Annotated in this window: 23 protein-coding genes; 9 read left to right on the top strand and 14 right to left on the bottom strand. The window is 69.5% G+C overall.

Features of this window, described 5'->3' with window-relative positions; translation table 11 throughout:
- The first annotated feature begins 21 nt into the window (after nt 1-21).
- Nucleotides 22-864 (top strand): carbohydrate ABC transporter permease, encoded by an 843-nt coding sequence (locus AB5L97_RS18860; RefSeq protein ID WP_423246867.1) that lies wholly within the window; start codon nt 22-24, stop codon nt 862-864.
- Nucleotides 865-881: 17 nt separating this feature from the next.
- Nucleotides 882-1913 carry an NAD(P)-dependent alcohol dehydrogenase gene (locus AB5L97_RS18855; RefSeq protein WP_369045851.1) on the top strand — a complete coding sequence of 344 codons (1032 nt, stop codon included), beginning with the start codon at nt 882-884 and terminating at the stop codon, nt 1911-1913.
- A 110-nt stretch (nt 1914-2023) separates the two neighbouring features.
- Here the strand turns inward: AB5L97_RS18855 and AB5L97_RS18850 are convergent, their stop codons facing one another.
- From AB5L97_RS18850 to AB5L97_RS18820, 7 genes are all read right to left on the bottom strand, one after another.
- Nucleotides 2024-2290 carry a hypothetical protein gene (locus AB5L97_RS18850; protein WP_369045850.1) on the bottom strand — a complete coding sequence of 89 codons (267 nt, stop codon included), beginning with the start codon at nt 2288-2290 and terminating at the stop codon, nt 2024-2026.
- A 76-nt stretch (nt 2291-2366) separates the two neighbouring features.
- Nucleotides 2367-3746, bottom strand: coding sequence for an FAD-binding oxidoreductase (locus AB5L97_RS18845; protein WP_369045849.1), 1380 nt, complete (start codon nt 3744-3746; stop codon nt 2367-2369).
- Between the two features lie 170 nt (nt 3747-3916).
- Nucleotides 3917-4198, bottom strand: coding sequence for a DUF427 domain-containing protein (locus AB5L97_RS18840; RefSeq protein WP_369045848.1), 282 nt, complete (start codon nt 4196-4198; stop codon nt 3917-3919).
- 91 nt (nt 4199-4289) lie between these two features.
- Nucleotides 4290-5984 (bottom strand): FAD-dependent oxidoreductase, encoded by a 1695-nt coding sequence (locus AB5L97_RS18835; protein WP_369045847.1) that lies wholly within the window; start codon nt 5982-5984, stop codon nt 4290-4292.
- Nucleotides 5981-7057: a zinc-dependent alcohol dehydrogenase gene (locus AB5L97_RS18830; protein ID WP_369045846.1), complete on the bottom strand. Its 1077-nt coding sequence runs from the start codon at nt 7055-7057 to the stop codon at nt 5981-5983. The genes AB5L97_RS18835 and AB5L97_RS18830 overlap by 4 nt, the downstream gene beginning before the upstream one ends.
- Nucleotides 7058-7059: 2 nt before the next feature.
- The gene (locus tag AB5L97_RS18825) at nt 7060-7380 is read right to left on the bottom strand and encodes a YciI family protein (RefSeq protein ID WP_307956307.1); all 321 of its coding nucleotides are present in this window, start codon (nt 7378-7380) and stop codon (nt 7060-7062) included.
- 91 nt (nt 7381-7471) lie between these two features.
- A complete protein-coding gene (locus AB5L97_RS18820; protein ID WP_369045845.1) occupies nt 7472-8560 on the bottom strand; it encodes an NADH:flavin oxidoreductase/NADH oxidase in 1089 nt (362 codons plus the stop codon).
- Nucleotides 8561-8726: 166 nt separating this feature from the next.
- Between AB5L97_RS18820 and AB5L97_RS18815 the strand changes: the two genes are divergently transcribed.
- Nucleotides 8727-9401 (top strand): hypothetical protein, encoded by a 675-nt coding sequence (locus AB5L97_RS18815; protein WP_369045844.1) that lies wholly within the window; start codon nt 8727-8729, stop codon nt 9399-9401.
- Between the two features lie 3 nt (nt 9402-9404).
- Here AB5L97_RS18815 and AB5L97_RS18810 read toward each other — a convergent pair whose 3' ends face one another.
- The 4 genes from AB5L97_RS18810 to AB5L97_RS18795 form a co-directional block, all read right to left on the bottom strand.
- Nucleotides 9405-9614 carry a cupin domain-containing protein gene (locus AB5L97_RS18810; protein WP_369045843.1) on the bottom strand — a complete coding sequence of 70 codons (210 nt, stop codon included), beginning with the start codon at nt 9612-9614 and terminating at the stop codon, nt 9405-9407.
- A 230-nt stretch (nt 9615-9844) separates the two neighbouring features.
- Nucleotides 9845-11176: a hypothetical protein gene (locus AB5L97_RS18805; protein WP_307956303.1), complete on the bottom strand. Its 1332-nt coding sequence runs from the start codon at nt 11174-11176 to the stop codon at nt 9845-9847.
- Between the two features lie 58 nt (nt 11177-11234).
- Nucleotides 11235-11648 carry a hypothetical protein gene (locus AB5L97_RS18800; protein WP_369045842.1) on the bottom strand — a complete coding sequence of 138 codons (414 nt, stop codon included), beginning with the start codon at nt 11646-11648 and terminating at the stop codon, nt 11235-11237.
- A gap of 304 nt (nt 11649-11952) precedes the next feature.
- Nucleotides 11953-13131 carry an MFS transporter gene (locus tag AB5L97_RS18795; protein ID WP_369045841.1) on the bottom strand — a complete coding sequence of 393 codons (1179 nt, stop codon included), beginning with the start codon at nt 13129-13131 and terminating at the stop codon, nt 11953-11955.
- An 84-nt stretch (nt 13132-13215) separates the two neighbouring features.
- Here AB5L97_RS18795 and AB5L97_RS18790 point away from each other — a divergent pair, with 84 nt between their 5' ends.
- A complete protein-coding gene (locus AB5L97_RS18790) occupies nt 13216-14109 on the top strand; it encodes a LysR family transcriptional regulator (RefSeq protein WP_307956300.1) in 894 nt (297 codons plus the stop codon).
- A gap of 80 nt (nt 14110-14189) precedes the next feature.
- Here AB5L97_RS18790 and AB5L97_RS18785 read toward each other — a convergent pair whose 3' ends face one another.
- Genes AB5L97_RS18785 through AB5L97_RS18775 form a run of 3 tightly spaced genes read right to left on the bottom strand, consistent with a single transcriptional unit; the run spans nt 14190 to nt 17936 of the window.
- Nucleotides 14190-15539 carry an MFS transporter gene (locus AB5L97_RS18785; protein WP_307956299.1) on the bottom strand — a complete coding sequence of 450 codons (1350 nt, stop codon included), beginning with the start codon at nt 15537-15539 and terminating at the stop codon, nt 14190-14192.
- 44 nt (nt 15540-15583) lie between these two features.
- Entirely contained in the window at nt 15584-16603 is a 1020-nt protein-coding gene (pdxA, locus tag AB5L97_RS18780) for a 4-hydroxythreonine-4-phosphate dehydrogenase PdxA (protein ID WP_369045840.1), read from the bottom strand.
- Between the two features lie 37 nt (nt 16604-16640).
- The gene (locus AB5L97_RS18775; RefSeq protein ID WP_369045839.1) at nt 16641-17936 is read right to left on the bottom strand and encodes a four-carbon acid sugar kinase family protein; all 1296 of its coding nucleotides are present in this window, start codon (nt 17934-17936) and stop codon (nt 16641-16643) included.
- A 231-nt stretch (nt 17937-18167) separates the two neighbouring features.
- Here AB5L97_RS18775 and AB5L97_RS18770 point away from each other — a divergent pair, with 231 nt between their 5' ends.
- The 5 genes from AB5L97_RS18770 to AB5L97_RS18750 all read left to right on the top strand — a co-directional run bounded on the left by AB5L97_RS18770 (nt 18168) and on the right by AB5L97_RS18750 (nt 22816).
- Nucleotides 18168-19151, top strand: a complete 984-nt coding sequence (locus AB5L97_RS18770) for an aldo/keto reductase (protein WP_369045838.1) — start codon at nt 18168-18170, stop codon at nt 19149-19151.
- Nucleotides 19152-19188: 37 nt separating this feature from the next.
- Nucleotides 19189-19968, top strand: a complete 780-nt coding sequence (locus AB5L97_RS18765; RefSeq protein ID WP_369045837.1) for an HpcH/HpaI aldolase family protein — start codon at nt 19189-19191, stop codon at nt 19966-19968.
- A 7-nt stretch (nt 19969-19975) separates the two neighbouring features.
- Nucleotides 19976-21232 carry a sialidase family protein gene (locus tag AB5L97_RS18760; RefSeq protein WP_369045836.1) on the top strand — a complete coding sequence of 419 codons (1257 nt, stop codon included), beginning with the start codon at nt 19976-19978 and terminating at the stop codon, nt 21230-21232.
- Complete coding sequence (locus tag AB5L97_RS18755) at nt 21225-21905, top strand: SDR family NAD(P)-dependent oxidoreductase (RefSeq protein WP_369045835.1); 681 nt, start codon at nt 21225-21227, stop codon at nt 21903-21905. Before AB5L97_RS18760 ends, AB5L97_RS18755 begins: the two co-directional genes overlap by 8 nt.
- A gap of 98 nt (nt 21906-22003) precedes the next feature.
- Nucleotides 22004-22816, top strand: a complete 813-nt coding sequence (locus tag AB5L97_RS18750) for a DeoR/GlpR family DNA-binding transcription regulator (RefSeq protein WP_369045834.1) — start codon at nt 22004-22006, stop codon at nt 22814-22816.
- Nucleotides 22817-22899: the final 83 nt, after the last annotated feature.

The following is a 22899-nucleotide window of genomic DNA, read 5'->3' as shown; positions in this document are numbered from 1 at the left end:
GCCCCCAGGTCCACCCGTTCCATGGCGCGGACCGCCCGCAAGAGGAAGTCAGCGACGCTCTTGCTGGGGCTGCTGGCCTGGGCCGTCGGCCTGCTGTTCGTCGCCCCCGCGGCGTGGATGGTGCTGACCTCGCTGCATGGCGAGGCCGACGCCGCCACGAACCCGCCGTCGCTGCTCGCACCCCTGACACTGGACGGCTACGCCAACTTCCTGGGCTCCACCTCCGGTGCGTCCCCCATCCCGCCGCTGCTGAACTCGGCCATGGCGAGCATCATCTCGACGGTCCTGGTGCTGGCGCTGTCCATCCCGGCCGCCTACGCGCTGTCCATCCGCCCCGTGAAGAAATGGTCGGACGTGATGTTCTTCTTCCTCTCCACGAAGATGCTCCCCGTTGTGGCAGGCCTGCTGCCGATCTACCTGATCGCCAAGTCCACCGGACTGCTGGACAGCATCCTGCTCCTGGTGATCCTGTACACGTCCATGAACCTGCCCATCGCAGTGTGGATGATGCGGTCCTTCCTCAGCGAGGTGCCCGTGGAGATCCTCGAGGCCGCCGCGATCGACGGCGCGAGCCTGCCCGCCATCTTCCGCCGCATCATCGTGCCCATCTCGGGTCCCGGCATCGCGGCCACGGCGCTGATCTGCTTCATCTTCAGCTGGAATGAGCTCCTGTTCGCCAACGTGCTCACCAGCACCGCCGCCTATACCGCTCCGGTGTTCCTCACCAGCTTCGTCACGAGTCAGGGCCTCTTCCTGGCCAAGGTATGCGCTGCGGCCGTGGCCATCTCCCTCCCCGTCCTCATCGCCGGCTTCGCTGCCCAGGACAAGCTGGTCCAGGGCCTCTCGCTCGGCGCCGTCAAGTAACCGCGAAGGATCTCATCATGACCGTCACCGCCCCGCCCACCATCATGCGCGCCTCCGTGCTCAAGCGTCAGGGTGAGATTGTCCTCGACACCCTCGATGTCCCTGTCCTGGACGACGACCAGGTCCTCGTCCAGGTCGCCGCCGTCGGAGTCTGCGGGAGCGACATCCACTACTACCAGCACGGCCGGATCGGCGAGTACGTCGTCGACCACCCCCTCGTCCTCGGGCACGAGCTCTCGGGCCGGATCGCCGCCGTCGGCGCGAAGGTGGACCCCGCGCGGGTGGGCCAGCGGGTCGCCGTCGAACCCCAGCGGCCGTGCCGCACGTGCGCCCAGTGCAAGGCGGGACGCTACAACCTCTGCCCAGACATCGAGTTCTACGCGACGCCGCCGATCGACGGCGCCTTCACGGAGTACGTTGCGATTCAGGGCGACTTCGCCTACGAGATCCCGGATGCAATCAGCGACGAGGCTGCCGCCCTCATCGAGCCCCTCTCGGTGGGGATCTGGGCCTGCCAGCGGGCCGATATCCGCCCTGGCAGCCGGGTGCTCATTGCCGGCGCAGGCCCGATCGGCATCATCGCCGCCCAGACCGCCCGGGCCTTCGGCGCGAGCGAGGTCTACATCAGCGACATCTCGCCCCAGCGGCTCGCCTTCGCCCTTGAGCACGGAGCCACCCACGCTCTGGACCCGCTGACCGACCGGGTCGAAGGCCTTGATGTGGACGCCTTCATCGACGCATCCGGGGCGCCGGCCGCCGTGCGCTCTGGCATTCGTGCTGTCGGCCCTGCCGGTCGCGTCATCCTGGTCGGGATGGGCGCGGACGACGTCGAGCTTCCCGTCTCCTACCTCCAGAACCGCGAGATCTGGCTATCCGGCGTCTTCCGCTACACAAACACGTGGCCTCTTGCGATCCAGCTCGTCGCCAAGGGACTCGTTGACCTCGACGTGCTGGTCACCGGCGGCTTCCCCCTCAGCGAGGCCGAGGCCGCCCTGAACGCGGGCCGGCAGCCCGGGCAGCTCAAGGCCATCGTCTATCCGGGACGCTGAAGACCGCCTAGTGTGGCGTTTCATCTGGGGTTCCACGAACCAACGAGAGGGACTCTTCACATGGCAGGGGCCGAGTGGCTCCGCGACAGTGACGCTGCCACTTGGCCCGCCTACGACCGCGTATAGGTCGACGACCATGGCTCGTTTCGGCGCCCAGCAGGCACCCACCCGTCGTGGACTACCTGGGACGTGAGCACCTCGAGGCTTGCGTCCATCCCTGGCGCGGACTCCTCCGTAGGCGGGTCCGGGGCGAGCGCGGGGGCGACGAACGGCGTCCCGGCGTGGAGCGTCCTTCCGACTGAACGGGCGACGAACCGAAGCTCGGTCCGGCCGTACTCGGAGCCGAGGAGGGCGAAGATCCGCTTCCACCACGGCATGGGGTGTATCCCTCGAGCTCGATCGAGAGCTGCCCGCCCTGTTCCGTCATGCCCCCATCCTCGAGGGAAGGCCTCGTCAGGCGAAGACCTTGCCGGGGTTGAGGATGTTGTCCGGATCGAAGACGTGCTTGATCCGGCGCTGGAGGTCGTACTGCGCGTCGCCCAGCTCGTCGCCGAGCCATCGCCGCTTGAGCAGGCCGATACCGTGTTCACCCGTGAGCGTGCCGCCGAGCTGGAGCGCCGTCGTGAAGATCTCGGCTGCGGCATCCCAGACGCGCTCGGGCACGTCGTCGCCCGTGAAAACGAAGGTGGGGTGGAGGTTGCCGTCGCCCGCGTGGCACGTCGTGGGGATGACGACGCCATGCTTGTCCTCGATGCGCCGGATGGCGGCGAAGGCGGCGCCCATCTGGTCGCGCGGGACCGCGATGTCCTCGACGAGCAGCGTTCCCATCGCCTCGAGCGCGGGGAAGGCGCCGCGTCGGAAGTCCACGAGGCGCCTGGACTCGTCGGGGTCGGTGGTGATCTCGACTGTGCCGCCGGAGCTCTGGGCGATGGCGGCAATCCGCTCGGCGGTGTCCGCAGCCGATGCCCCGTCGCACTGGACGAGGACGTAGGCTCCGGCGCCTGGTGCAATGTCCTGACCCGTGAACTGGCGGACGAAGTCGAGCGTCCGCCGGTCCATGAGCTCCATGATGGCGGGCACATGCCCCCGTCTGGTGGTCTCCGTGACGGCCGACACCGCATCGTCGAGAGTCTCGAAGAAGGCCCCGATCGTCACGGCGTCCCCCGCCGGGAGGGGCTGGAGCTTGAGGGTGCACTCGACGATGATGCCCAGGGTGCCCTCGGAGCCGATCATCAGGGCGCAGAGGTCGTAACCCGTGACGCCCTTGACCGTCCGGTGGCCGACCGAGAGGAGGGTGCCGTCCGCGAGGACGACCTTGAGAGCGAGTACCGCCTCCCGCGTCACGCCGTACTTCGCGCACAGCAGGCCGCCGGCGTTCATGGCGACGTTGCCCCCGACCGTGGAGATGTCCTTGCTCGCCGGATCCGGCGCCCACCACAGGCCGTGCTCCGCCAGGACCGCGTTGAGCTGGCCGTTGAGGATGCCGGGTTGGACGACGGCGAGCCGGTTCACCTCCGAGACCTCCAGGACCTGGTCCATGTCGCGGAAGGACATGACGATCTCGCCCGGGCCGGCGATGGCCCCTCCGGCGAGTCCGGTGCCGGCTCCGCGGCTGACAATCGGGACCCTCGCAGCGCACGCGATCCGGCATACGGCCTGCACGTCCTCGATGCTGTGCGGGTGCACGGCCACGAGGGGCCCGCCGCTCGAGCGGTGGCCTGAGCGGTCCGTCGTGTAGCGCGCCAGCAGGTCTGGGTCGGTCTCTACCCTGCCGGGTAGGACGGTGCGGAGGCTCTCGACGACGGCGGAGAGCTCGGTGAGGGGCATGGGCATCCTTTGGTCTGGGTTCTGTCCACAGCAAGCTGCGATGCGGTAACCGCGCCCGCCGATGGTGCCATCCTCTCGGCCGAGGCGGGCCGCAGCAACCGTCATCCACCCACGCCCCATCTTCAAGGAGGCGACCGAACTGGCCGCAGCATTGAGGGCCCTGAGGGAGTGCGTTCTCACTCCTCGACGGTCACCCCATGCCAGAAGGCAACCCTGTCGGCCACCTGAGTGGCGCCCGGGAGCGGCCGGGGGTAGTACCAGGCCGCGTTCCGGTTCTCCCTGCCGCCGGCGGTGACGGTGTAGTAGCTCGCGAGTCCCTTCCAGGGGCACACGGTGTGCTTCCGGGCCGGGGTGAAGTACTCATCGCAGAGCGACTCCTTGGGGAAGTAGTGGTTGCCTTCCACGACCACGGTGTCGTCCGATTCGGCGATGACGGTCCCGTTCCAGATGGCTTTCATGGCTGCTCCTATGCTTGGTGGTGTCCTCACCGTAGACAGAGCGCTGGCGGGGGCACCGCAATCTGGCACACAGTCCGAAGGGCCTACGGAGTCAGGCGGGGACGCTCGCCCGCGTCTGCACCACGTGCCCAGCCGCCGCGAAGGCCTTCGCCACCGCGGAGCCCAGCGTGGCCCCGCCGCCCGGGTATGCGTCCTTGAAGACCGTCGCCGAGCAGTTGCCCGCCGCGTACAGGCCCGGGATCGGCTCGCCGGCTGGGGTCAGGACGCGCCCGTCTAGGTCCGTCTCCAGGCCGCCGGCCGTGCCGAGCGCCCCGGCGTGGATGCGCACCGCGAAGAACGGCCCGGCCTCGAGCGGCGCCAGGCACGGGTTGGGCGCGATGGCCGGGTCCCCGAGGTGCCGGTCCTGTTCCGTTGACCCGCGGCCGAACTCCGAATCCACTCCGGCGCGCGCGTCCGCGTTGAACCTCCGGACCGTCGCCGCGAGTGCCCCGGGGTCCACGCCGATCTCCTCGGCCAATTCGGCGAGCGTCGCGGCCCGGTGCATCCAGGCGGGCACGGTCCCGGCTGGGCTGCCCGCCACGGGGTACCGCGCCCGGTAGCCGGCGTCGAAGACGAGCCACGCGGGGCTGTTGGCAGGCCGTGACGTCTCCGGGTCGATGTTCGCGAACACCCGTGAGAGGTCGTGGTAGTTCATCGCCTCGTTCACGAACCGCTTCCCGGCCGCGTTGACCGTGATCGATCCCGGCAGCGTCATCTCGACGTTGCCCATGCGCCCGGTCGGTGCGCCGTCATACTCCCAGCCTTCCGGCGCGATCACCGGCACGCCCCAGATCGCGCCCGTCTGGCTCACCATCGCACCCGCGCGCAGCCCGAGCAGCAGTCCGTCGCCCGTGTTGGACGGCGCGCCGATCGCCGTGGTCGCGAACTTGAGGAGCGACGCCGCGAGCTCGGCGTTGCGCTCGAACCCGCCCGAGGCGATGAGCACCGCGCCGGCGGTCAGCGAGGTGGCGGCCCGCGCGGCGGCCGGAGTTGCCGATGACGGGGAACCGTCGCCGATGCGCACGAGCCAGCGGTCGCCGTCGTGCACGCCCTCCTCCAAGGACGAGAGCCCCACCACCGGCGCCGACACCGCGAGGTGCACGCCGTGCTCGACGGCGGTCGCGACCAGAGCGCCGACGAGCGCGCCGCCCATCGTGCGCACCCCCGCGGCCGCGCGCCCGGCCAGCATCGCGGGGTCCGGAGCGGCGCCATGGAGGTGGTCCCGCTCGTACATCGAGATGAGCGGCAGGTACGTGGGCGGCCGGAGCGCGTCGGCAAGGCCGGGGATGCCGGTGAAGAGCGCGGGGTCGAACGGATCGTTGTCGAGGCTGCGCCCGCCCGCCACGGCCCCGGGCCACTCCATGTGGTAGTCCGGACGGTCCAGCGGGGTGAGCTGCACGCGGGTCTCCCGGTCGAGGAAGTCGATGGCCTCGCGCGACGCGCGCAGATACCAGTCGATCTCCTCCTCGTCCATCGCACCGTCCGTTGCCGCCCGCAGGTACGCGGCGGCGCGCTCACGGGAATCGGAGCCCGGCTCCATGAGCGGGTTGTCGGGCGCCCAGATGACGCCGCCCCCCGCGGCGCTCGTCCCGCCGAGGTGCGTCGCCTTCTCGAGCACGACGACGCGCAGCCCCGCCGCCGCTGCCCGGCATGCGGCGGCGAGCCCCGCGGCGCCGGAGCCCATGACGGCGAGGTCGTAGCGCAGGCCGAGGTCTGGCACCGGGGTGAGGAACGTGTGCGCGCTCATGCGGATTCTCCCAGGGCTGCCGCGAGCGAGGGCTCGTCGGGTGAGGGTGCGGAGATGTCGATCGCGATCTTGCCCACCCGCTGGGTGCGGTCGCGAAGCAGGCGGAACGCGGCGTCGAGCTCGTCGAAGCCGAAGCGGTGGGTGATGAGGGCGCGGCACGCCTCCTGGTTGCGGGCCAGGAGGTCCAGCGCCTCGTCCATGTGCAGGGAGTTGCGTGAGCCGAGGAGGTCGATCTCCTTGACCGGGAGCGAGCGCATGGACAGCACGAGCTCGCGGTCGCTGATCCCCACCGCCACGACCCGCCCGGCCGGGGCGACGAGGTCCACCGCCGTGCGCAGCGAGGCCGGCGCGCCGGTCGCATCGATGACGAGCGAGGGGCCCTGCCCGTCGGTCCACTCGTCGATGAGGTGTCGCTGCGCCGCGTCGGGGAAGCCCGGCGCGACGGCCAGCGTCGCTTCCGCGCCGAGTCCCGCGGCGATCGCGAGCCGCTCGCGGTCCGTGTCCACCACCACCACGCTGCAGCCCAGCTCGCGCAGGGCGAGCAGCGCGAACAGGCCGATGGGCCCCGCGCCGCTCACGAGCACGCGCTCGCCGGCCTCGGCCCGGCCGCGGCGGACGGCCTGGAGCGAAATCGAAACGGGTTCCCACAGTGGCGCGAGGTCCACCGGCAGGCCCTCGGGCAGCCTGCGGGTGCGGTCGAGCGGGACGAGCATGAACTCGGCCAGCGCGCCGTCGTCCTCGTAGCAGCCGTACACGCTCATGCTCCCGCAGGCGTTGGGCCGTCCGATCGAGCACGCGTAGCACCGGCCGCACGCGGCGTACGGGGAGACCGCGACGTGGTCGCCCACTGCGAACGCCCCGCCCTCGTCGTCGGGGTGCAGGGCGGCGATCGTCGCGGAGAACTCGTGGCCCTGGACCATGGGCAGCGGCGTCGCGTAGTCGTCCTCCCAGATGTGGACGTCGGTGCCGCACAGCGTCACGCTGCGCACACGCACGACGGCGCGCCCCGGCTCGGGCGCCGGGATCGGCGCCTCGTCGTAGCGGATGGTCTCCTTGGAGACGGTGCGGGCCACTCTCATCGCGCGGCCCCGGCCGGCTTGGGCTCACTCTGGACCGTCAGCCGTTCGGCGCCGAAGAACGGCTTCCACGGCGTGATCGTGCGGCGCGCGATGAGCCCCTCCCGGCGGAACGGGTCGGCGTCGAGGAGGGCCGCGACGTCGTCCGCGGATTCGCCCGCGAAGACCAGGAGCGCGCCCGCGCCGTTGCTGGTCGGGCCGGAGACGACGAGGCGGCCAGCCTCGTGCTGGCCCGAGAGGAACGCGACGTGCTCGGGGCGGTGCTCGTCGCGGCCGGCAGCGTCATCGGTGTACTCGTAGGTCACGGCAAAAACAGGCAAGGGGTCCTCCTCGGTGAGGGACTGGGTGGGTCCAGCCCAGTCTCGCGTGACCCACGCCACCCGAGGGCGGGATATCCCATTCAGTGGGACATTAAGCCTCGTTGCGCCACTTCGCGCGCGTGTACTGCGGCGGCCAGCTGTCGAGCTCCACGCCCAGCTCGTGGGCGGCGCGGAGGGCAAAGTGCGGATCGCGGAGGAACTCGCGCGCCACCATGACCGCGTCCGCTTCGCCGTTGTCCACGATCTGCGCGGCCTCCTCGGGCTTCGTGATGAGGCCGACGGCGTTCACGGGCTTCCCGGTTCCGGCGCGCACTGCGGTGGCAAACCCCACCTGGTAGAGCGGCTTGACGGGGATGCTCGCGCGGGCCACGAGGCCGCCCGAGGAGAGGTCGAACCAGTCCGCACCCTCGGCTGCTGCCCACCCCGCGACCGTGATCGTGTCGTCGAGGTTCCACCCGCCGTCGACCCAATCGGTGGCAGAGAGGCGCACGAGGAGGGGAACGGCGTCGCCCGCCTCCGCCCGCACTGCCCGCACGATCTCGAGGAGCAGCCGTGCGCGGTTCTCGAGGCTCCCGCCGTACTCATCCGTGCGGAGGTTGGAGAGCGGGGAGAGGAACTGGTGCACGAGGTATCCGTGCGCGCCGTGGATCTCGAGCGCGTCGAAGCCGGCGCCGAGGGCGCGGCGGGCGGCGGCCGCGAAGTCCGCGACGACGCCGCGGATCTCCTCCTGGGTGAGCTCTCGGGGTTCGGCGTAGCCGTCGAAGGCGACGGCGGACGGCGCCACGGTCTGCCAGCCGCCGTCCTCGACCGACTGGGTGCCGTGGCCGCTCCACTCGCGGTACGTCGAGGCCTTCCGGCCAGCGTGGGCGAGCTGGACGGCCGCGGTGGCGCCCTGGCCGTGGATGAAGTCGACGATCCGCCGCCACACCTGGGCCTGGGAGTCGTTCCAGATGCCCGTATCCCAGTTGGTGATCCGGCCCTCGGGGCTCACGGCGCTCGCCTCCGTCATGACGAGGCCTGCCCCGCCCCGCGCGAGCGAGCCGAGGTGGGCCAGGTGCCAGTCTGTCGGCACGCCGTCCCACTCCTCGACGGAGTACTGGCACATGGGCGAGACCCACAGTCGGTTCCTGATCTGGACGTCCCGGATATCGACGGGGGTGAACAGCTTCGCGGAAGGCATGAGGCCTACGCTTCCGCGGCAGTTCGCTGGAAGTCAAACCAGCGAGGTACCCCCGATGTTGATTGAGCGCGCCCAGTGTGGGAAAGAGGATCTTAGTCCCTACAGCAGGGGCGCGTGACGACTGCTGCCGCTACATCACATCAGCCATCAGAGGAAGGCGAACCAAGTGAGCCACGCAGAACGCAGCCCGGACAGCCACTACGAGGAGAGCGAGCGCTACGGAGACCGTGAGCGCTACGAGGGGGACGCCGAGCGCTACGAGGGCGCCGAGCGTTACGAGGGCGATGGCAGGGCTTCCGTGGCCGAGCAGAGGAGGCGCTTCGGGGGTGTGAAGCCCGGCTCGGCGTTCTTCGGATGGCTGACCGCCATGGGCATGTCTGTGGTCTTGACCGCATTGATCAGTGCCGCAGGCGCCGGAGTCGCAATCGGCACCCAGACCGACCCCGCCAAGCTGGCCAATGAGGGACCGACGGTGGGGGTCGTCGGGGCCATTGCGGTGGCCGTGATCCTCTTCGCCGCCTACTACTGCGGCGGGTACGTGGCCGGACGGATGGCACGGTTCGACGGGGCGCGGCAGGGCATCGCGGTGTGGCTGTGGGCCGTGATCATCGCGATCATCCTCGCGGTCCTCGTTGCGGTGGCCGGAACACAGTTCAACGTCCTCTCAAGCCTCAACAGCTTCCCGCGGATCCCGGTCGATGAGGGCACGCTGACGACTGGCGGGATCATCGTCCTGATCGTCGCCGCGCTCATCGCGCTCGTCGGCGCCGTGCTCGGCGGGGTGGCAGGAATGCACTTCCACCGGAAGATCGACCGGGCGGCCCAATCGCCCGTCGCCTAGCTCTCAGTCGCCCTTCGCGTAGCTCGCGGCGCTGAGGAACTCGAGGCCGACGAACTTCTCGTCGCCGACCACGTGGGCGTCGTGCCCGGGCGGGATCGTGTACGAGTCGCCGGCAGTGATGGTGGCCGTCTCCCCGGAGTTCAGGCGCACCTCGAGTGTGCCGGCCACGCAGAAGCCCACGTGGTTGTTCTGGCAGCTGTCCGTGCCCGCCACGGGCTTGATGCACTCGGACCAGCTCCACCCTGGCGCGAACGTGAGGCGGCCGATCGTGTAGTCGCCGACCGCGCACGACGCCGATCCCTCGCCGAGTGCCCAAGCGCCACCGTGATGAGCACCGTTCGCTGGTGCCGGCCTCCGGGGGCCGGACGCCAGGGGCCCTCCCCGCGCTGTGCGGGAAGGGCCCCTGTGTGGACGGGTCGGCATGGAAGGGCCGGCCGGAGAGGCTATACGGCCGCCTCGGCGAGCTCCTTGCCCTCCGAGGCGCTCTGGGCGCTGCGCTTCCCGCGCAAGGCCTGCGCCGGAGCGGCGCCCGCATTGCGCTCGACGGCCTCGGCCGCGATGTAGAGCCCCTCGCGGTTCAGGTGACGCGAGTAGGAGGAATCCAGGTACAGGGTCGGGAAGGCATCGTCCGAGTTCATCTCGGTGGCCTTGGCCAGCAGCGCCGGGTACAGGAAGGTCTTCACCGGACCGGATCCGCCGCCGTAGACGTAGGCGACCTCAGTGGTCGCGCCGACGACGGCGAGCACGCGGCCGAACTGCTCCGTGACCTCCTTGGAGAAGAAGATCATCTCCTCCTCCACAAAGCGCGCGACCTTCTCGTAGAAGTTGCGCTTCAGCGGTGAGGGACCGGCCTGGAGGTACTCGGCGAGCTGCTTGCGGGACGTGAAGCCCGAGACGAAGCCGCGGTCGTCCATCGCCTTGAGGGCGTCCGTGAGCACCGAGCCGTAGCCCTTGCCGTACGTGGTGGAGGCATCGGCGTTGAACCTGCCCGCGGTGAAGACCGGGAAGTTCACGGTGCCCTCGCCGATGTCAATGCCAACCGTGTGCTGGGCGGCCAGGACGTCCGCGGAGGTGATGCCCTCGAGCGCCACGCCCCGGCGGCGGAGGTCCTTCAGCATCGCGTCCATGAGCGGTTCACCCTTGGCCGTGATCGCGTACTGCGCCGAGGCGCCCTCGGGGATGACCTGCACGTCGACGAAGTGGAGCTTGACTGAGACCGGGGTATCGAAGTTGTGCACCGTGACCGTGTGCGTGCCGGTCGTGAACTCTGTCGCGTAGCTCGTGCGGTGGGTGAGGTACTCGTTGATCGGAAGGGCCAGGGCGACGCGACCCTGCACGCTGAGCGTCTCATCGGCCGGCGGGAGCGCACGGTGCTCGCGGACGTAGTCCCGCAGCGCTTTCGCCGCGAAGGCGCCCATGACGAGGACCTTGCTCAGCTCCTGCGCGGCCTTGCTGCGGCGGCCCACGACGTCGAATTCGTCGAAGGCGCCCTGGGCGCTCAGCGCCCGGGTACCGAAGAGGCGCCGGTACTTGTCCCCGACCAGAGGCGAGTCGAAGCTCACATCGAGTTCGTTGTAGAAGTCGCCATCCAGCTTGGCCATGGCCTCGTGGTCCGCGTCCGGAAGCGCGTTGGACCTGGTGACGAGCGCGACGGCGCTGGGCAGATCGATCTCGTCGATCCTCGCCGCGCCGGAAGCGCGCTCCCCGCGGATGATTCCCTTGACATAGCCGTTGCCGACGTCGATCCCGCCGGTGAGATTGATTGAGATGGTCACGTGGATGATTCCCTTCGGTGAAATTCGGTGGAGACTGTGTTGCTTGTGCTGCGCGGGCTTACCGCGTCATCGCGAAGATGTCGTTGATGTCCATCGGTCCTGCAGAAGGCGGCTCAGGTTCGGAACTGGACTCGCGCGGCGGCTCGGCCTCCTGCGCCGGCCAGGGCCTCTGGTCGGGGGCCTTCCTGGGTTGGGGCGCAGCTGACCCCCGGGCAGGAGAACCCGCGGTGTCCTCTGGGGAGGAGCCCCCAGAACGGACTCCCCCCGGGAGCTGTGCCACAGGGCGGTTGACGACGTCGATGTAGCCGAGGCGCTCGATGCTCTCGCGGATCAGCATTCTCACCGACAATGACGGATTGTCCTGCAGCTCCATCCACGCCACGACGGCCTCGTCGGCCGCCGGGACGCTCACCCGGAAACGGTGGGGCTGCGGCTTCGCCGGCGCTCCCGTCCCTTCTCGGGGACTGGCCATATGCATCTCCTCTCATCGTTCGACGGGCATCTGCTCAATGCCCGTGCATTCCAGCGGCCACATTGTGGTCACAGGTGGCCAATGACGACCCAGATCGGGCCACTTTTGGTCACGTCGTGGCCGCGTGCGGGCGCTGGACATGGATTGACCGCAAGCGGCCCACGTGTGGTCCAGTCGCGGTCAACAGCTGATCATAACCAGCCCGGGGTGAACGTCAGGAAACTACCGTTCGTGAGGAACGCGAACACCGTGAGCCGCCGCCCGGGGCGCCCCGCGCAGCGCCCTTCACGACGCACGCCGCCCTTCACGACACCCGGCGCCGTTCCCACGTCGCGTGCCCGAGCGTCACGACCGCCGTGAGCAACGCCGTCGCTACGAGGCCGAGGAGGAAGATGGCGCCGTACTCCCCATTGCCGGCGAGCCCCGCCGTGAGGAACGTGCCCGCCGAGCTGCCCAAGAAGAGCGAGCACGCGAACAGCGAGACCGCCGTAGCACGGGCCTTCGGCGCGACCTCGGTGGCCCAGCCCTGCACCGATGAGTGCAGCACCGCGTTCGAAGCACCCACGAGGACGGCGGTGACAGTGATCGTCGCCGGGTTCTGCGCGATCGACGACGCCACATACCCGACCAGCAGCACCACCCCGCCGATCCCCATAAGCTGCGTCCGCGTGAACCGCTGCACCAGACGCCGCATGAGCCGCGCCCCCAGGATCACGCCCACCCCGTACCCCGACGCGAGGATCCCCGCGACGGCGATGGGCACGTCCGCGTGCTGCAGGGCCGGAACGACGTAGGTCAGGATGCCCATGAGCACGGCGCCCTCGAGGACCGCCACACCGTAGACTCCGAGCGCGGCGCCCGAGAACGCGGCGCGGACGTCAACGCGCCCGCGGCGGTGAGCGGCGCCGTCATGCGCCCGCCGGAGGAAGAGCAGCAGCGCGAGGCACCCGAGTGCGGGGAGCCCGAACACCACCCGCCAGTCCGTGAACGCCGCGAGAGCGCCCGCGGCGAGGGTCGCGACCGTGGTGCCGAGCGCCGAATAGATCTGCAGGTCGGAGAGTCCGCGGGCGCGTTCGATGCCCGTGCGCGTGTCGCCGATGATGGTCAGGAGCGTGGGGTAGAGGCACCCGGCCATGAGCCCGGCCGCCGACCTCGCGATGAGCAGTGGCACGTGCGCGCTGAACAGGGTGCTGGCGATGGCGGCCAGCAGCAGCCCCACGAGTGCCGTGCGGAGCACTGTCACGCGGCCGAACCGGTCGCTGATGAACCCCCACAGCGGCTGCCCGAGCGCATAGAGGAGCGAGTAGGACGCCACGAGGCCCACGGCGTCGGCGAGCGTGAGATCGGTGCGGTTGGCCAGGACCACGAGCATCGGGGGAGTGGCGAAGCGGTCGAAGAAGGAGAGGAAGCCGATCGACCTCAGGACCGGGTCGGGGATGCTGCCGGCGCCTGTCTGCTGGTCGGAGTCCTTCGTCGCGGTCACGCCGTCCACCCTACAGAGTGCGCCCGGAGGCCGGGCCGGAGGCTGGTCCTGAGGCTGGCCGCCTCCGGGTGCTTGAATGGGCGCGTGGAGATCAGGTGGCTCGAGTCCTTCGTCGCCGTCGCGGAGGAGCTGCACTTCGGGCGGGCGGCGTCCCGCCTGCACGTGGCGCAGTCGCCGCTGAGCCAAACGATCCGCAAGCTTGAGAAGGACATCGGCGTCCCGCTCTTCGACCGCAGCACGCGCAGCGTTTCCCTCACGGCCGCCGGACGGTCGCTGCTCCCGCACGCATACCGCGCGCTTGAGGAGGTCGAGGTCGCGCGGCAGGCCGCGCACGCTTCGGTCGGCACGGTATACGGGCATCTGACCGTGAGCTTCACGGGCGCGATCAACCACCGCACGCTGCCGCGGCTCACCCGGGCGCTGCGGCGGGCGTACCCGGACGTGGTGCTCTCGCTCGAGGGGCGCGTGGTGACGGGCGACGCCGTCGCGCAGCTCATGCGCGGAACGCTCGACGTGGCTTTCGTAGGCCTCCCGCTAGACCCGTCCCCCCTCGAGTCCCGGCTGATCGCGCGGGAGCCGCTCGGCGCCGTCGTGCCCGTGGACCACCCGCTCGCCCAGCGGGCCACGCTGGAGCTGACCGAGCTGCGGGACGAGGACTTCATCATGATGCCCTCCGGCGGCGGCTCGGACCTCGAGCGGACGGCGACGGCGGCCTGCGTCGCGGTGGGCTTCCGGCCGCGGGTAGTCCAGGAGATCGGCGACCCGTTCATGATCCTGACGTTCGTCGCGGCGGGCATGGGCGTGAGCCTCGTGAGCGAGGGGATGAGCGACATCCTCCCGCACGGTGCCGTTTACGTCCCGATCGCCGGACCGCAGGCGTACCTGCAGCACGGGCTCGCGTGGTCGCCGTCGAACCCCTCGCGGGTGCTGCCGTACGTGCTCGAGGTGGCGCGCGAGGTGCTGCCGACGCCGGGGTGAGCCCGGATCTGCCGGCGCCAGCACGCATCCCGCGGACGGCCTTCTGCCCGTCCGCGGGATGCGTGGTTAGCCTGCAGCGCTTAGGAGGCCCGCAGGGCGCGTGGCGCGGGCTGGGCTTCCTCTTCGACGTCAACGTCGATCGGCGTGCGCTTGCTCGGGCCGATCCAGACGGCCGCGATGGTGATGGCGGCCTGGCTGATCATGTAGATGGCCACGGGCCAGTACGAGTGGGTTGCCGCCAGCAGGAGGGTGGCCAGGACCGGACCGAGGCCGCCCGAGATCGCGCTGCCGACTTCGCGGGACGAGGCAAGGCCGGTGAAGCGGATCCGCGCCGGGAAGAGGTTGGCCAGATAGGCGCCCTGAGTGGCGGACATGCCGCGCACTGCGATCGCGTAGATGATGACGATCGCGACGATGACGGTCGGGACCGACTTGGTGTCGATCATCCAGAACATCGGGAAGATGAACAGCGCGACGGCGATCGCCGAGCCGATGTAGACCCGTCCGATGCCGAGGCGGTCGCCGAGCCATCCGAACAGGGGGTAGGTGAAGAGGCTCACGAGCGAGGCGACGAAGAGGCCGTTGAGCCCGACGCTCTTGTCGAGGTGGAGGAAGGTTGCCGCGTAAGCCAGGACGAATGTCTTGACGAGGTTGGTGGTTGCGTTCTCCGCGAAGCAGGCGAACATCGCCACGAACCAGTTGCGCTTATAGGAGGCGAAGACTTCCCTGACCGGGCTCTTGGGCTTCTCCTTGGTCCGGGTGACGGCCAAGTACTCCGGGGACTCCATGACACGCATCCGGATGAGCAGGCCGACCACGATGCCGATCACGCTGGCGAGGAAGGGAAGGCGCCAGCCCCAGGCCATGAACTCGTCCTTGGGCATGAAGTCGAGGAGGGAGTAGAAGGAGGTGCCGAGCATGATGCCGAGGGCCAGGCCCGCGCCGGGGAGGCTGGTGAGGAGGCCTTGGCGCTTCTTGCTCGCGTGCTCAGAGACCATGACCTGGGCGCCGCCGAACTCAGCGCCCGCCCCGATCCCCTGCAGGATGCGGAGGACGAGCATGAGGATCGGAGCCCAGATGCCCGCCTGGGCGTAGGTGGGAAGCAGCCCGATGAGGGCGGTGGAGAGGCCCATGAGGACAAGGGTCGCCGCTAGCACATTCTTGCGGCCGATCCTGTCGCCGAGGGCTCCGAACACGAATCCTCCGAGCGGACGGAAGAAGTAGCCGATGGCGGTGGTGGTGAGGGCGGCAGCTGTGCCGATGAGCGGGTCGAACTGGGGGAAGAAGAGCGTATTGAACACGAGGGCTGACGCCGTGCCGAAGAGCACGAAGTCGTACCACTCGATGGTGGTGCCGATGACGCCGGCGAGGATGGCCCGGCGGACCCACTTGGTGCGCTCCTGCGGGGTGGGGCTCATGACGTTGGACATGGTGGTTCCTTCTACTCCGTTGTAGCTAGATGCGGGTGGGAGGTCTACTGCTGGAGGGCCAGGCGCGGGGACATCTCGGCGGCCTGTCGGAGGGCTTCGATCATGCTGCGGACATCCGCGATGCCCTTGCCGGCAATGTCGAATGCAGTGCCGTGATCGACTGAGGTGCGGATCACGGGCAGACCAACCGTGATGTTGACGCCGGCTTCGATGCCCAGGACCTTGACCGGGCCGTGCCCCTGATCGTGGTACATGGCAACGATGAGGTCGTAGTCGCCGCGGCCCGCGAGGAAGAAGGCCGTGTCCGCGGGGAGTGGGCCGCGGGCATCGATCCCGTCTGCTTGGAGCCGCTCGATGGCTGGTGTGATCTTCTCTGCCTCCTCGCCATAGCCGAAGAGGCCGTTCTCCCCAGCATGCGGGTTGATGGCGCAGACCCCGATCCTCGGCTGGGCCACGCCTGCCCGCTTCATGGCCTCGTCGCCCCGGCGGACGGTGCGCTCAACGAGGCCCGGCTCGATCTTGCGGATTGCGTCGATGAGGCCGATGTGCGTCGTGACGTGGATGACCTTGACCTTGGGGGTCGAGAGCATCATCGAAACCTCCTCAACGCCCATGAAGTGCGCGAGCAGTTCGGTGTGACCCGGGTAGATGTGCCCGGCCCTGTGGAGGGCGGACTTGTTCAGTGGGGCGGTGCAGATGCCCTGGACCCGGCCGGCCGAGGCCAGCTGGCACGCGATCCTGACATAGTGGTACGCCGCGTTGCCTGCCTCCGCCGATTCCTCGCCCCACGCGAGGTTCTCGGGCAGGAGGCCGGGGTCGATGACGTTGACACGACCGGGGGCGAAGACGGCGTCCTCGACACCCTCGACCGTGACCACCTCGGCTGCGAGACCGAGAGCTTCGGCGGCGAGGCGCAGGCGGTGGGCGTCTCCGACCACCACAGGGCGACTGTCGGCATAGGCGCTCGGGTGGACCAGTGCGCCGACGGTGACTTCGGGGCCGATTCCGGCGCCGTCGCCCATGGTGACGGCGATGAAGGGCCGGTCGTCGTATTCGGTGGACATGCAGATCTCCGTTGTCTCTGGGGGTTCTTCGGGTCGGTCAGTGTGCTGGGGTGCTGGCACGGGGGATGGAATAGAAAGCCTGGATCGATCGATAGAGCTGGACGAGCACGAGCGGATCGCCGAAGCTGCCGGGCTTCGTGGCGACGAGCCGCCCGTCGTCGGCGGTGCTGACGACGGCGCCGTGCTGGACGGCCTCGCGAGGCACCAGTGAGGTGATGCCGAGGGCGTCCAGGACCTCGCGCGCGGTCTCGCCCCCGGTGAGGATGAGGTCCGCCTGCAGGCCCTGCAGGCTCTCGCTGGCAATGCCAGCGAGGTGCGTGACCAGGACGGCGGAAATCGCGGGATCTACGGCCCCGTCGGCGACCGTCACCGCGACCGGATGGCCCCGGTCCAATGCCGTCCTGATCCTCGACGCCGCAAGGGACTGGTCCTCCGGCGCCGGGCCGATGGCGACGACGTGGAATCCCTCCGCGGCGAGGTGGTCCAGCTGGCGCCGTGCCGTGGGGGAGGCGGAACCGACGACGGCGAGCACCGGGCGGTGGTGCGGCGCCGATCCGGGCGGGAACGAGGGACCGGCGGGGAGAGCCGGATCGGCGGGGGAGTGCGTGGTCGGCGCGGATCCGTGCGCGAGGTGTCGGGCGAGGTGCCCGCCGAGCTGCCCCGTCCCCGCGAGGGCTACCGGGTGGCCGCCCACAAGGAATCCGAGGGGGGCGAGGGCCTCGACCACGGCGGCAACGTCGGCGTCGGTCTCGCCGTCGACGACGACGACCGCTGGCGTGCTGCCGCTCAGGCTCCTCGCGAGCCGTCCGGCGAGATCTGCCGAGCGGACGTCGTCGAGTCCCACGAAGCGAAGTTCGGTGTCCGCCGCGAAGAGCTCGTGCAGGTCCTCGGGCGGAAGGATCGACTCGGCTGCCCAGAGGCCCGAAGCGCGCAGTGGCCGGTCCCCGGCCAGAGGCCTCGCTCCTACGACTGTTCTCTCCAGCGCGGGTAGCGCGCCGGCCAGGACGACGTGGTAGCCCAGTCCCGTCAGGGCCGCGATCTCTGCGCCGATGTTCCCGCGCCAGAGCGAGTCGGTCTTCTTGAACACGAGCGCCTCGCGCGCCGTGTCTGTCTCCTCCAGCGCGATCTGCACAGCTTCGGCCGCAGCCGGTGCGGCAAGCCCGCGGGAGTGGGTGTCGACGACGGCGACTTCGGCGCCTGGTGTGGGGGAACCGCCGTGGTGGGCGTGCGCCGTCGTGAGCGTGATCTGCGCGGCGAGGCCGTGGGCCGCGAACTGCTGGCCGACCTCGGCTGCGCCCGAGAAGTCGTCCGCCAGAACAAGCACGAGTGGCATGTCGCTTCTCCGTCCTGATGGCTTCCTGATGGTCCGTGAGACCTGTGTCACCAGCAAGCATGACATGATTGCGCGAAACGCGCTAGTTCTATTGCTCAATTCGCGCAGGAATGGAATAGTTGAGGCAATCGAAGACGATTCCGGTCCGAGCGGAACTTCACGGGATTGCGCACATCGCGCAGAACGCGCAGGTTTCCCCTTTCGACCACCATTCATCGACAGGAAGAACTCATGAGCGACCTCCCGTCCACGGTTCCTGCAGGGGAACTGCCCATCTCGAAGCTTGTCCTCGGCACGATGACGTTCGGGGACACTGCCGACGAGGCCACCGCCCGCCGCATGTTCGACGAAGCCCTCGATGCCGGCATCACGGCGGTCGACACCGCCAACGGCTACGCCGGCGGTGCGACCGAGGAAATCCTCTCCCGCCTGCTCAAGGGCAGGAGGGACGAGGTCTTCCTGGCGACGAAGGCCGGCATGCCTCATCCGGACCACGGAAGCCACTCGCCGCTCTCGGCGGTTGGTCTGCGCCGCTCCGTCGAGGGCAGCCTCAAGCGCCTCGACGTCGAGAGCGTCGACCTCTTCTACCTCCACCAGCCCGACCGTTCCGCCCCTCTCGAGGAGACCCTCGGTGCCGTGGCGGAGCTTGCGGCCGAGGGCAAGATCAAGGCCCTCGGGGTCTCGAACTTTGCCGCATGGCAGATCGCCGACCTCATCCATGTCGCGGACCGCGTCGGTGCGCCCCGTCCCGTCGTCGCGCAGCAGCTCTACAACCTCCTGGCCCGCCGGGTCGAGGAGGAGTACCTCGAGTTCGCCCGTGTGCACCGGATTCACACCATGGTCTACAACCCGCTCGGCGGAGGACTCCTCACTGGCAGGCACAGCTTTGAGGCCAAGCCGACGGAAGGGCGGTTCGGCGACTCGCGGCTCGCTGTGATGTATACGGAGCGGTATTGGGATCCGCGGCTGTTCGAGGCCGTGCAGTCGCTCACCGGCATCGCGGACGGCGCCGGCATCTCCCTCGTCGAGCTCTCGCTGCGCTGGCTGGCCCATCACGGCGGCGTCGGCTCGGTACTCCTCGGAGGCTCGAAGGTCGAGCAGCTCCGGTCCAACATCGCGGCCGTCGCCCGCGGTCCCCTTCCGGCCGACGTCGTCGAGGCGTGCGATAGGGTCGGCGCCATGCTGCGCGGCCCCATGCCGGCCTACAACCGCTGATCCTGGACTATCCGCAACAATCGAGAGTGGAACAGACATGACATCCTCCCCCCAGGTCCTCGAGTTCGCGAGGAAGATCCGCGCGCGCGAGCGCGCCGTCGGCTACTGGTGCGTGCTCGACGCTCCAGTCGCCACGGAGCGGATCGCCCTGCTCGGCTACGACTACGTCGCCCTCGACGCCCAGCACGGCCTGCTCGGCTACTCGGGCGTGCTGCATGGGCTCATGGCCATCGATGCCGGCCAGCGCGCCGTAGGCCTCGTCAGGGTCGACGACAACAACCCGACCTCGATCGGCCGGGCGCTCGACGCAGGCGCTGCCGGCGTCATCGTCCCTCTCGTCGACACTGCTGAGCAGGCCGCCGCCGCCGTCGCGGCAGCCAAGTACCCGCCGCTGGGGCGCCGCTCCTACGGTCCGATGCGCTCGGCGCTGCGCGTCGGCCCGATCCCGGCGGAGGCCAATGCCTCGACGCTCGTGTTCGCCATGATCGAGACGCCCGAAGGGCTCGCGAACGTCAAGGAGATCTGCGCGACCCCGGGCCTCGACGGCGTCTACGTCGGGCCGTCGGACCTCTCCCTGGCCGTGGGCGGGGCCTTCCCGGGCGATCCGGCTATCCAGGCCGAGTTCGACGAGGCCCTGGCCGCTGTCGCGGACGCGGCCGCGACCGCTGGCGTCGCGGCTGGCATCCACACCGCGGCGGGGACGATCGCGGCGCAGCGCTTCCAGCAGGGGTTCACCTTTGCGAGCGTCGCCTCCGACCTCACCCACCTCGAGCTGGCCGCCAAGGCCCATCTCGACGCAGCAAGCACGGAGGACTGAGGACACTATGACCAGCAACGCCCTCGACAGCGCCTACAGCGCCGTCACCCGCGATGGAGTCCTCCGCCATGCCGACGGCGCGACCTTCGCCTACCTTCCCGCGGCAACCGTCCAGTCTCACGCAGCCAATCTCCAGACGCTCCCCGACGGGCGCCTCGCCTGCGTCTGGTTCGGCGGCACTCAGGAGGGCATCAGTGACATCTCGGTCTGGTTCTCAGCCCTCGAACCAGGCGGCGACCGCTGGTCCGAGCCCGAGCAGCTCTCGCACGACAGCGCACGGTCCGAGCAGAATCCGATCCTCTTCGCGCCCGCAGGGGACGAGGTGTGGCTCGTGTACACGGCCCAGAGGGCAGGCAACCAGGACACCGCAGAGGTGCGCCGCCGGATCTCGCAGGACAGCGGCAGGACCTGGGCGCCAGCCGAGACGCTGTTTGCCGCCACGGAGGCGGGAGGCGTGTTCGTGCGTCACCAGCCCCTCATCCTCCCCTCGGGCCGCTGGCTCATCCCGGTCTTCCGCTGCCTCACGACGCCGGGCGAAAAGTGGGTCGGCAACAACGACGACAGCGCCGTCATGATCTCCGACGACGCCGGCCGAACGTGGCGGGAACAGCTCATTCCCGGCAGCCAGGGCTGCGTCCATATGGACATCCAGCCTCTGGCCGACGGCTCGCTCCTCGCCCTCTTCCGCAGCCGCTGGGCCGACGCGATCTACGAGTCTCGCTCCGAAGACGACGGTGCCACGTGGACCCAGCCGGTCCCCACCGAGCTGCCGAACAACAACTCGTCGATCCAGTTCACCGCACTGGCCGACGGACGGCTTGCTCTTGTCTACAACCACCGCCGGGCCGAGGAGACGACAGAGCGTCGCCTCTCGCTGTACGACGAGATAGACGACGACGGGCTCGTCGAGGAGGGCGCGCCCGCCGCCCAGGCCGCGGCCGACGTCGAGCCCTCGCCGCCCGTGGGCAGCCGAAGCGCTTTCTGGGGCACCCCGCGTGCACCCATGACCCTCGCCATCTCCGAAGACTCCGGGCGTACGTGGCCTGTCCGTCGAAATCTCGAGGTGGGGGACGGGTACTGCCTGTCCAACAACTCCCGCGACGGGCTCAACCGCGAGTACTCCTACCCGTCCATCCATCAGGGTTCGGACGGCGAGCTCCACATCGCGTACACCTACTTCCGGCAGGCCATCAAGTACGTCAAGGTCAGCCCCGAATGGGCCTACGCCGGGACGACCACCCCCGGTGGTGACACCGATGCCTGAGCCGCGCCACGCCGTCGTGACCGGCTGCAGCTCGGGTATCGGGCAGGCCATCTCCCGCAGTCTGATCTCCGATGGATGGCGAGTGACGGGCCTGAGCCGCACGGAGACCGCGCTCGGGCCGTCCTTTGCCTGGAAGCGCGTGGACCTGGGCGACGCGGCCGACGTCGCTCGGGTAGGTACCGGACTTCCCTCCGCCGACGCCTTCGTCCACGCGGCGGGGCTCCAGCGGACGGCCCGCCTGGGAACGCTCGAGCCTGAGGCCCTGCAGGAGATGTTCGCGGTGCACGTGGGGGCGGCCAGCATCCTGGCTGACCGGCTCGTGCCAGCGATGCCTGACGGCGCGCGGATCGTGCTCATCGGCAGCCGGACGGCTGCGGGGGCGGCAGGCAAGAGCCATTACGCCTCGACGAAGGCCGCGGTCCTGGGGCTGGGCAGGTCGTGGGCCAAGGAGCTCGCTCCGCGCGGCATCACCGTCAACGTCGTGTCTCCCGGTCCAACGGATACCCCGATGCTCGCCGACCCGGCACGGGTCGACGTGCCGCCGGTCGTCCCGCCACTCGGACACCTTGTGGATCCGGAGGACGTCGCGGCCGTCGTCGCCCTCCTCGTGGGACCGCATGGACGTTCGATCACTGGCCAGGACTACGTCATCTGCGCGGGAGCGTCGCTGTAGCGCGCGCACCACGCCCTCGCCGGGCGAATGGCTACGATGAGGGGAACCGGCGCCCCGCTGCGGATTCGACGCGCGCGCCTCACCCGAGGGGGACCAAGATGACGACGGCGAAGTCACGGCGCGAGGAAATCTACCAGCTCGCCGTCACCGCAGGGCTCGCATCAGTCGAGGAGCTCTCTGAGCGATTCGGCGTCACAGCGTCGACGATCCGCCGGGACCTCGCGGCCCTCAACGAGCAGGGGAAGCTCGCGAGGACCTACGGCGGGGCGCTTGCTATCGGGGCCCATCCGGAGGCGTCTCTGAGGCAGCGCATCGGCGAGGCCTTCGAGGAGAAGCAGGCCATCGCCCGATGGGCGGCCCAACAGGTCCAGCCACGCGAGTCCATCCTCCTCGACGGCGGGTCGACCGTCGGCGCACTCGCCCACGCGCTGCGCGGGCACGCTGACCTGACCGTCACCACCCCAGCGCTCAATACGGTCCAGGAACTCGCCGATTCGCCCGGCATCCACGTCGACTGCCTCGGCGGCAGGCTCCGCAGTCTGAGCCAGACGTTCGTTGGCCCCCTCGCCGAGGCCACGCTCGAACGGATGACCTTCGACAGGGTTTTCCTCGGCGCAGACGCCGTCACGGCAGAGGACGGGATCTGCGAGGCCGATCAGGCGCAGACCCGTCTCAAGGAGCTCATGGCCCGTCGGGGTCAGCACGTTTACGTGCTTGCGGACTCGAGCAAGCTCGGGCAGCGCCCGTTCCACGCTTGGGTGCGCCTGCCCCTGCCGTGGACGCTCGTGACGGACGATTCCGCCGACCCCCACCAGATCGACTTGTTCCGGAGCTCCGGGGTCCGAGTTCATGCCGTTGAGCGGCGGCACATGGTGGGGGACATGGGCGAGGAGGCCGGTAAGGCGAGCTGAACATGCAAGCTCCGCTATCATGCTGAAAATCTACATAGTCCTAGACCAACTAAGTGTTGGACGAACAGTAATCGCTGACCCCA

Origin of the sequence: Sinomonas sp. P10A9 (genome assembly GCF_041022165.1) — a bacterium.
GTDB lineage: Bacteria > Actinomycetota > Actinomycetes > Actinomycetales > Micrococcaceae > Sinomonas > Sinomonas puerhi.
The sequence above is the reverse complement of the archived record's forward strand: the minus strand, read 5'-3'. Positions and strand labels throughout refer to the sequence as shown.

Excerpts from the sequence above, each read along its gene's own strand:
- AB5L97_RS18785 (WP_307956299.1), bottom strand. The coding sequence starts at position 15,539 with ATGTCCAACGTCATGAGCCCCACCCCGCAGGAGCGCACCAAGTGGGTC.
- AB5L97_RS18860 (WP_423246867.1), top strand. The coding sequence starts at position 22 with ATGGCGCGGACCGCCCGCAAGAGGAAGTCAGCGACGCTCTTGCTGGGG.
- pdxA (WP_369045840.1), bottom strand. The coding sequence starts at position 16,603 with ATGTCCACCGAATACGACGACCGGCCCTTCATCGCCGTCACCATGGGC.
- AB5L97_RS18840 (WP_369045848.1), bottom strand. The coding sequence starts at position 4,198 with ATGAAAGCCATCTGGAACGGGACCGTCATCGCCGAATCGGACGACACC.
- AB5L97_RS18855 (WP_369045851.1), top strand. The coding sequence starts at position 882 with ATGACCGTCACCGCCCCGCCCACCATCATGCGCGCCTCCGTGCTCAAG.
- AB5L97_RS18770 (WP_369045838.1), top strand. The coding sequence starts at position 18,168 with ATGAGCGACCTCCCGTCCACGGTTCCTGCAGGGGAACTGCCCATCTCG.
- AB5L97_RS18750 (WP_369045834.1), top strand. The coding sequence starts at position 22,004 with ATGACGACGGCGAAGTCACGGCGCGAGGAAATCTACCAGCTCGCCGTC.
- AB5L97_RS18765 (WP_369045837.1), top strand. The coding sequence starts at position 19,189 with ATGACATCCTCCCCCCAGGTCCTCGAGTTCGCGAGGAAGATCCGCGCG.
- AB5L97_RS18850 (WP_369045850.1), bottom strand. The coding sequence starts at position 2,290 with ATGCCGTGGTGGAAGCGGATCTTCGCCCTCCTCGGCTCCGAGTACGGC.
- AB5L97_RS18760 (WP_369045836.1), top strand. The coding sequence starts at position 19,976 with ATGACCAGCAACGCCCTCGACAGCGCCTACAGCGCCGTCACCCGCGAT.
- AB5L97_RS18755 (WP_369045835.1), top strand. The coding sequence starts at position 21,225 with ATGCCTGAGCCGCGCCACGCCGTCGTGACCGGCTGCAGCTCGGGTATC.
- AB5L97_RS18800 (WP_369045842.1), bottom strand. The coding sequence starts at position 11,648 with ATGGCCAGTCCCCGAGAAGGGACGGGAGCGCCGGCGAAGCCGCAGCCC.
- AB5L97_RS18820 (WP_369045845.1), bottom strand. The coding sequence starts at position 8,560 with ATGCCTTCCGCGAAGCTGTTCACCCCCGTCGATATCCGGGACGTCCAG.
- AB5L97_RS18775 (WP_369045839.1), bottom strand. The coding sequence starts at position 17,936 with ATGCCACTCGTGCTTGTTCTGGCGGACGACTTCTCGGGCGCAGCCGAG.
- AB5L97_RS18845 (WP_369045849.1), bottom strand. The coding sequence starts at position 3,746 with ATGCCCATGCCCCTCACCGAGCTCTCCGCCGTCGTCGAGAGCCTCCGC.
- AB5L97_RS18835 (WP_369045847.1), bottom strand. The coding sequence starts at position 5,984 with ATGAGCGCGCACACGTTCCTCACCCCGGTGCCAGACCTCGGCCTGCGC.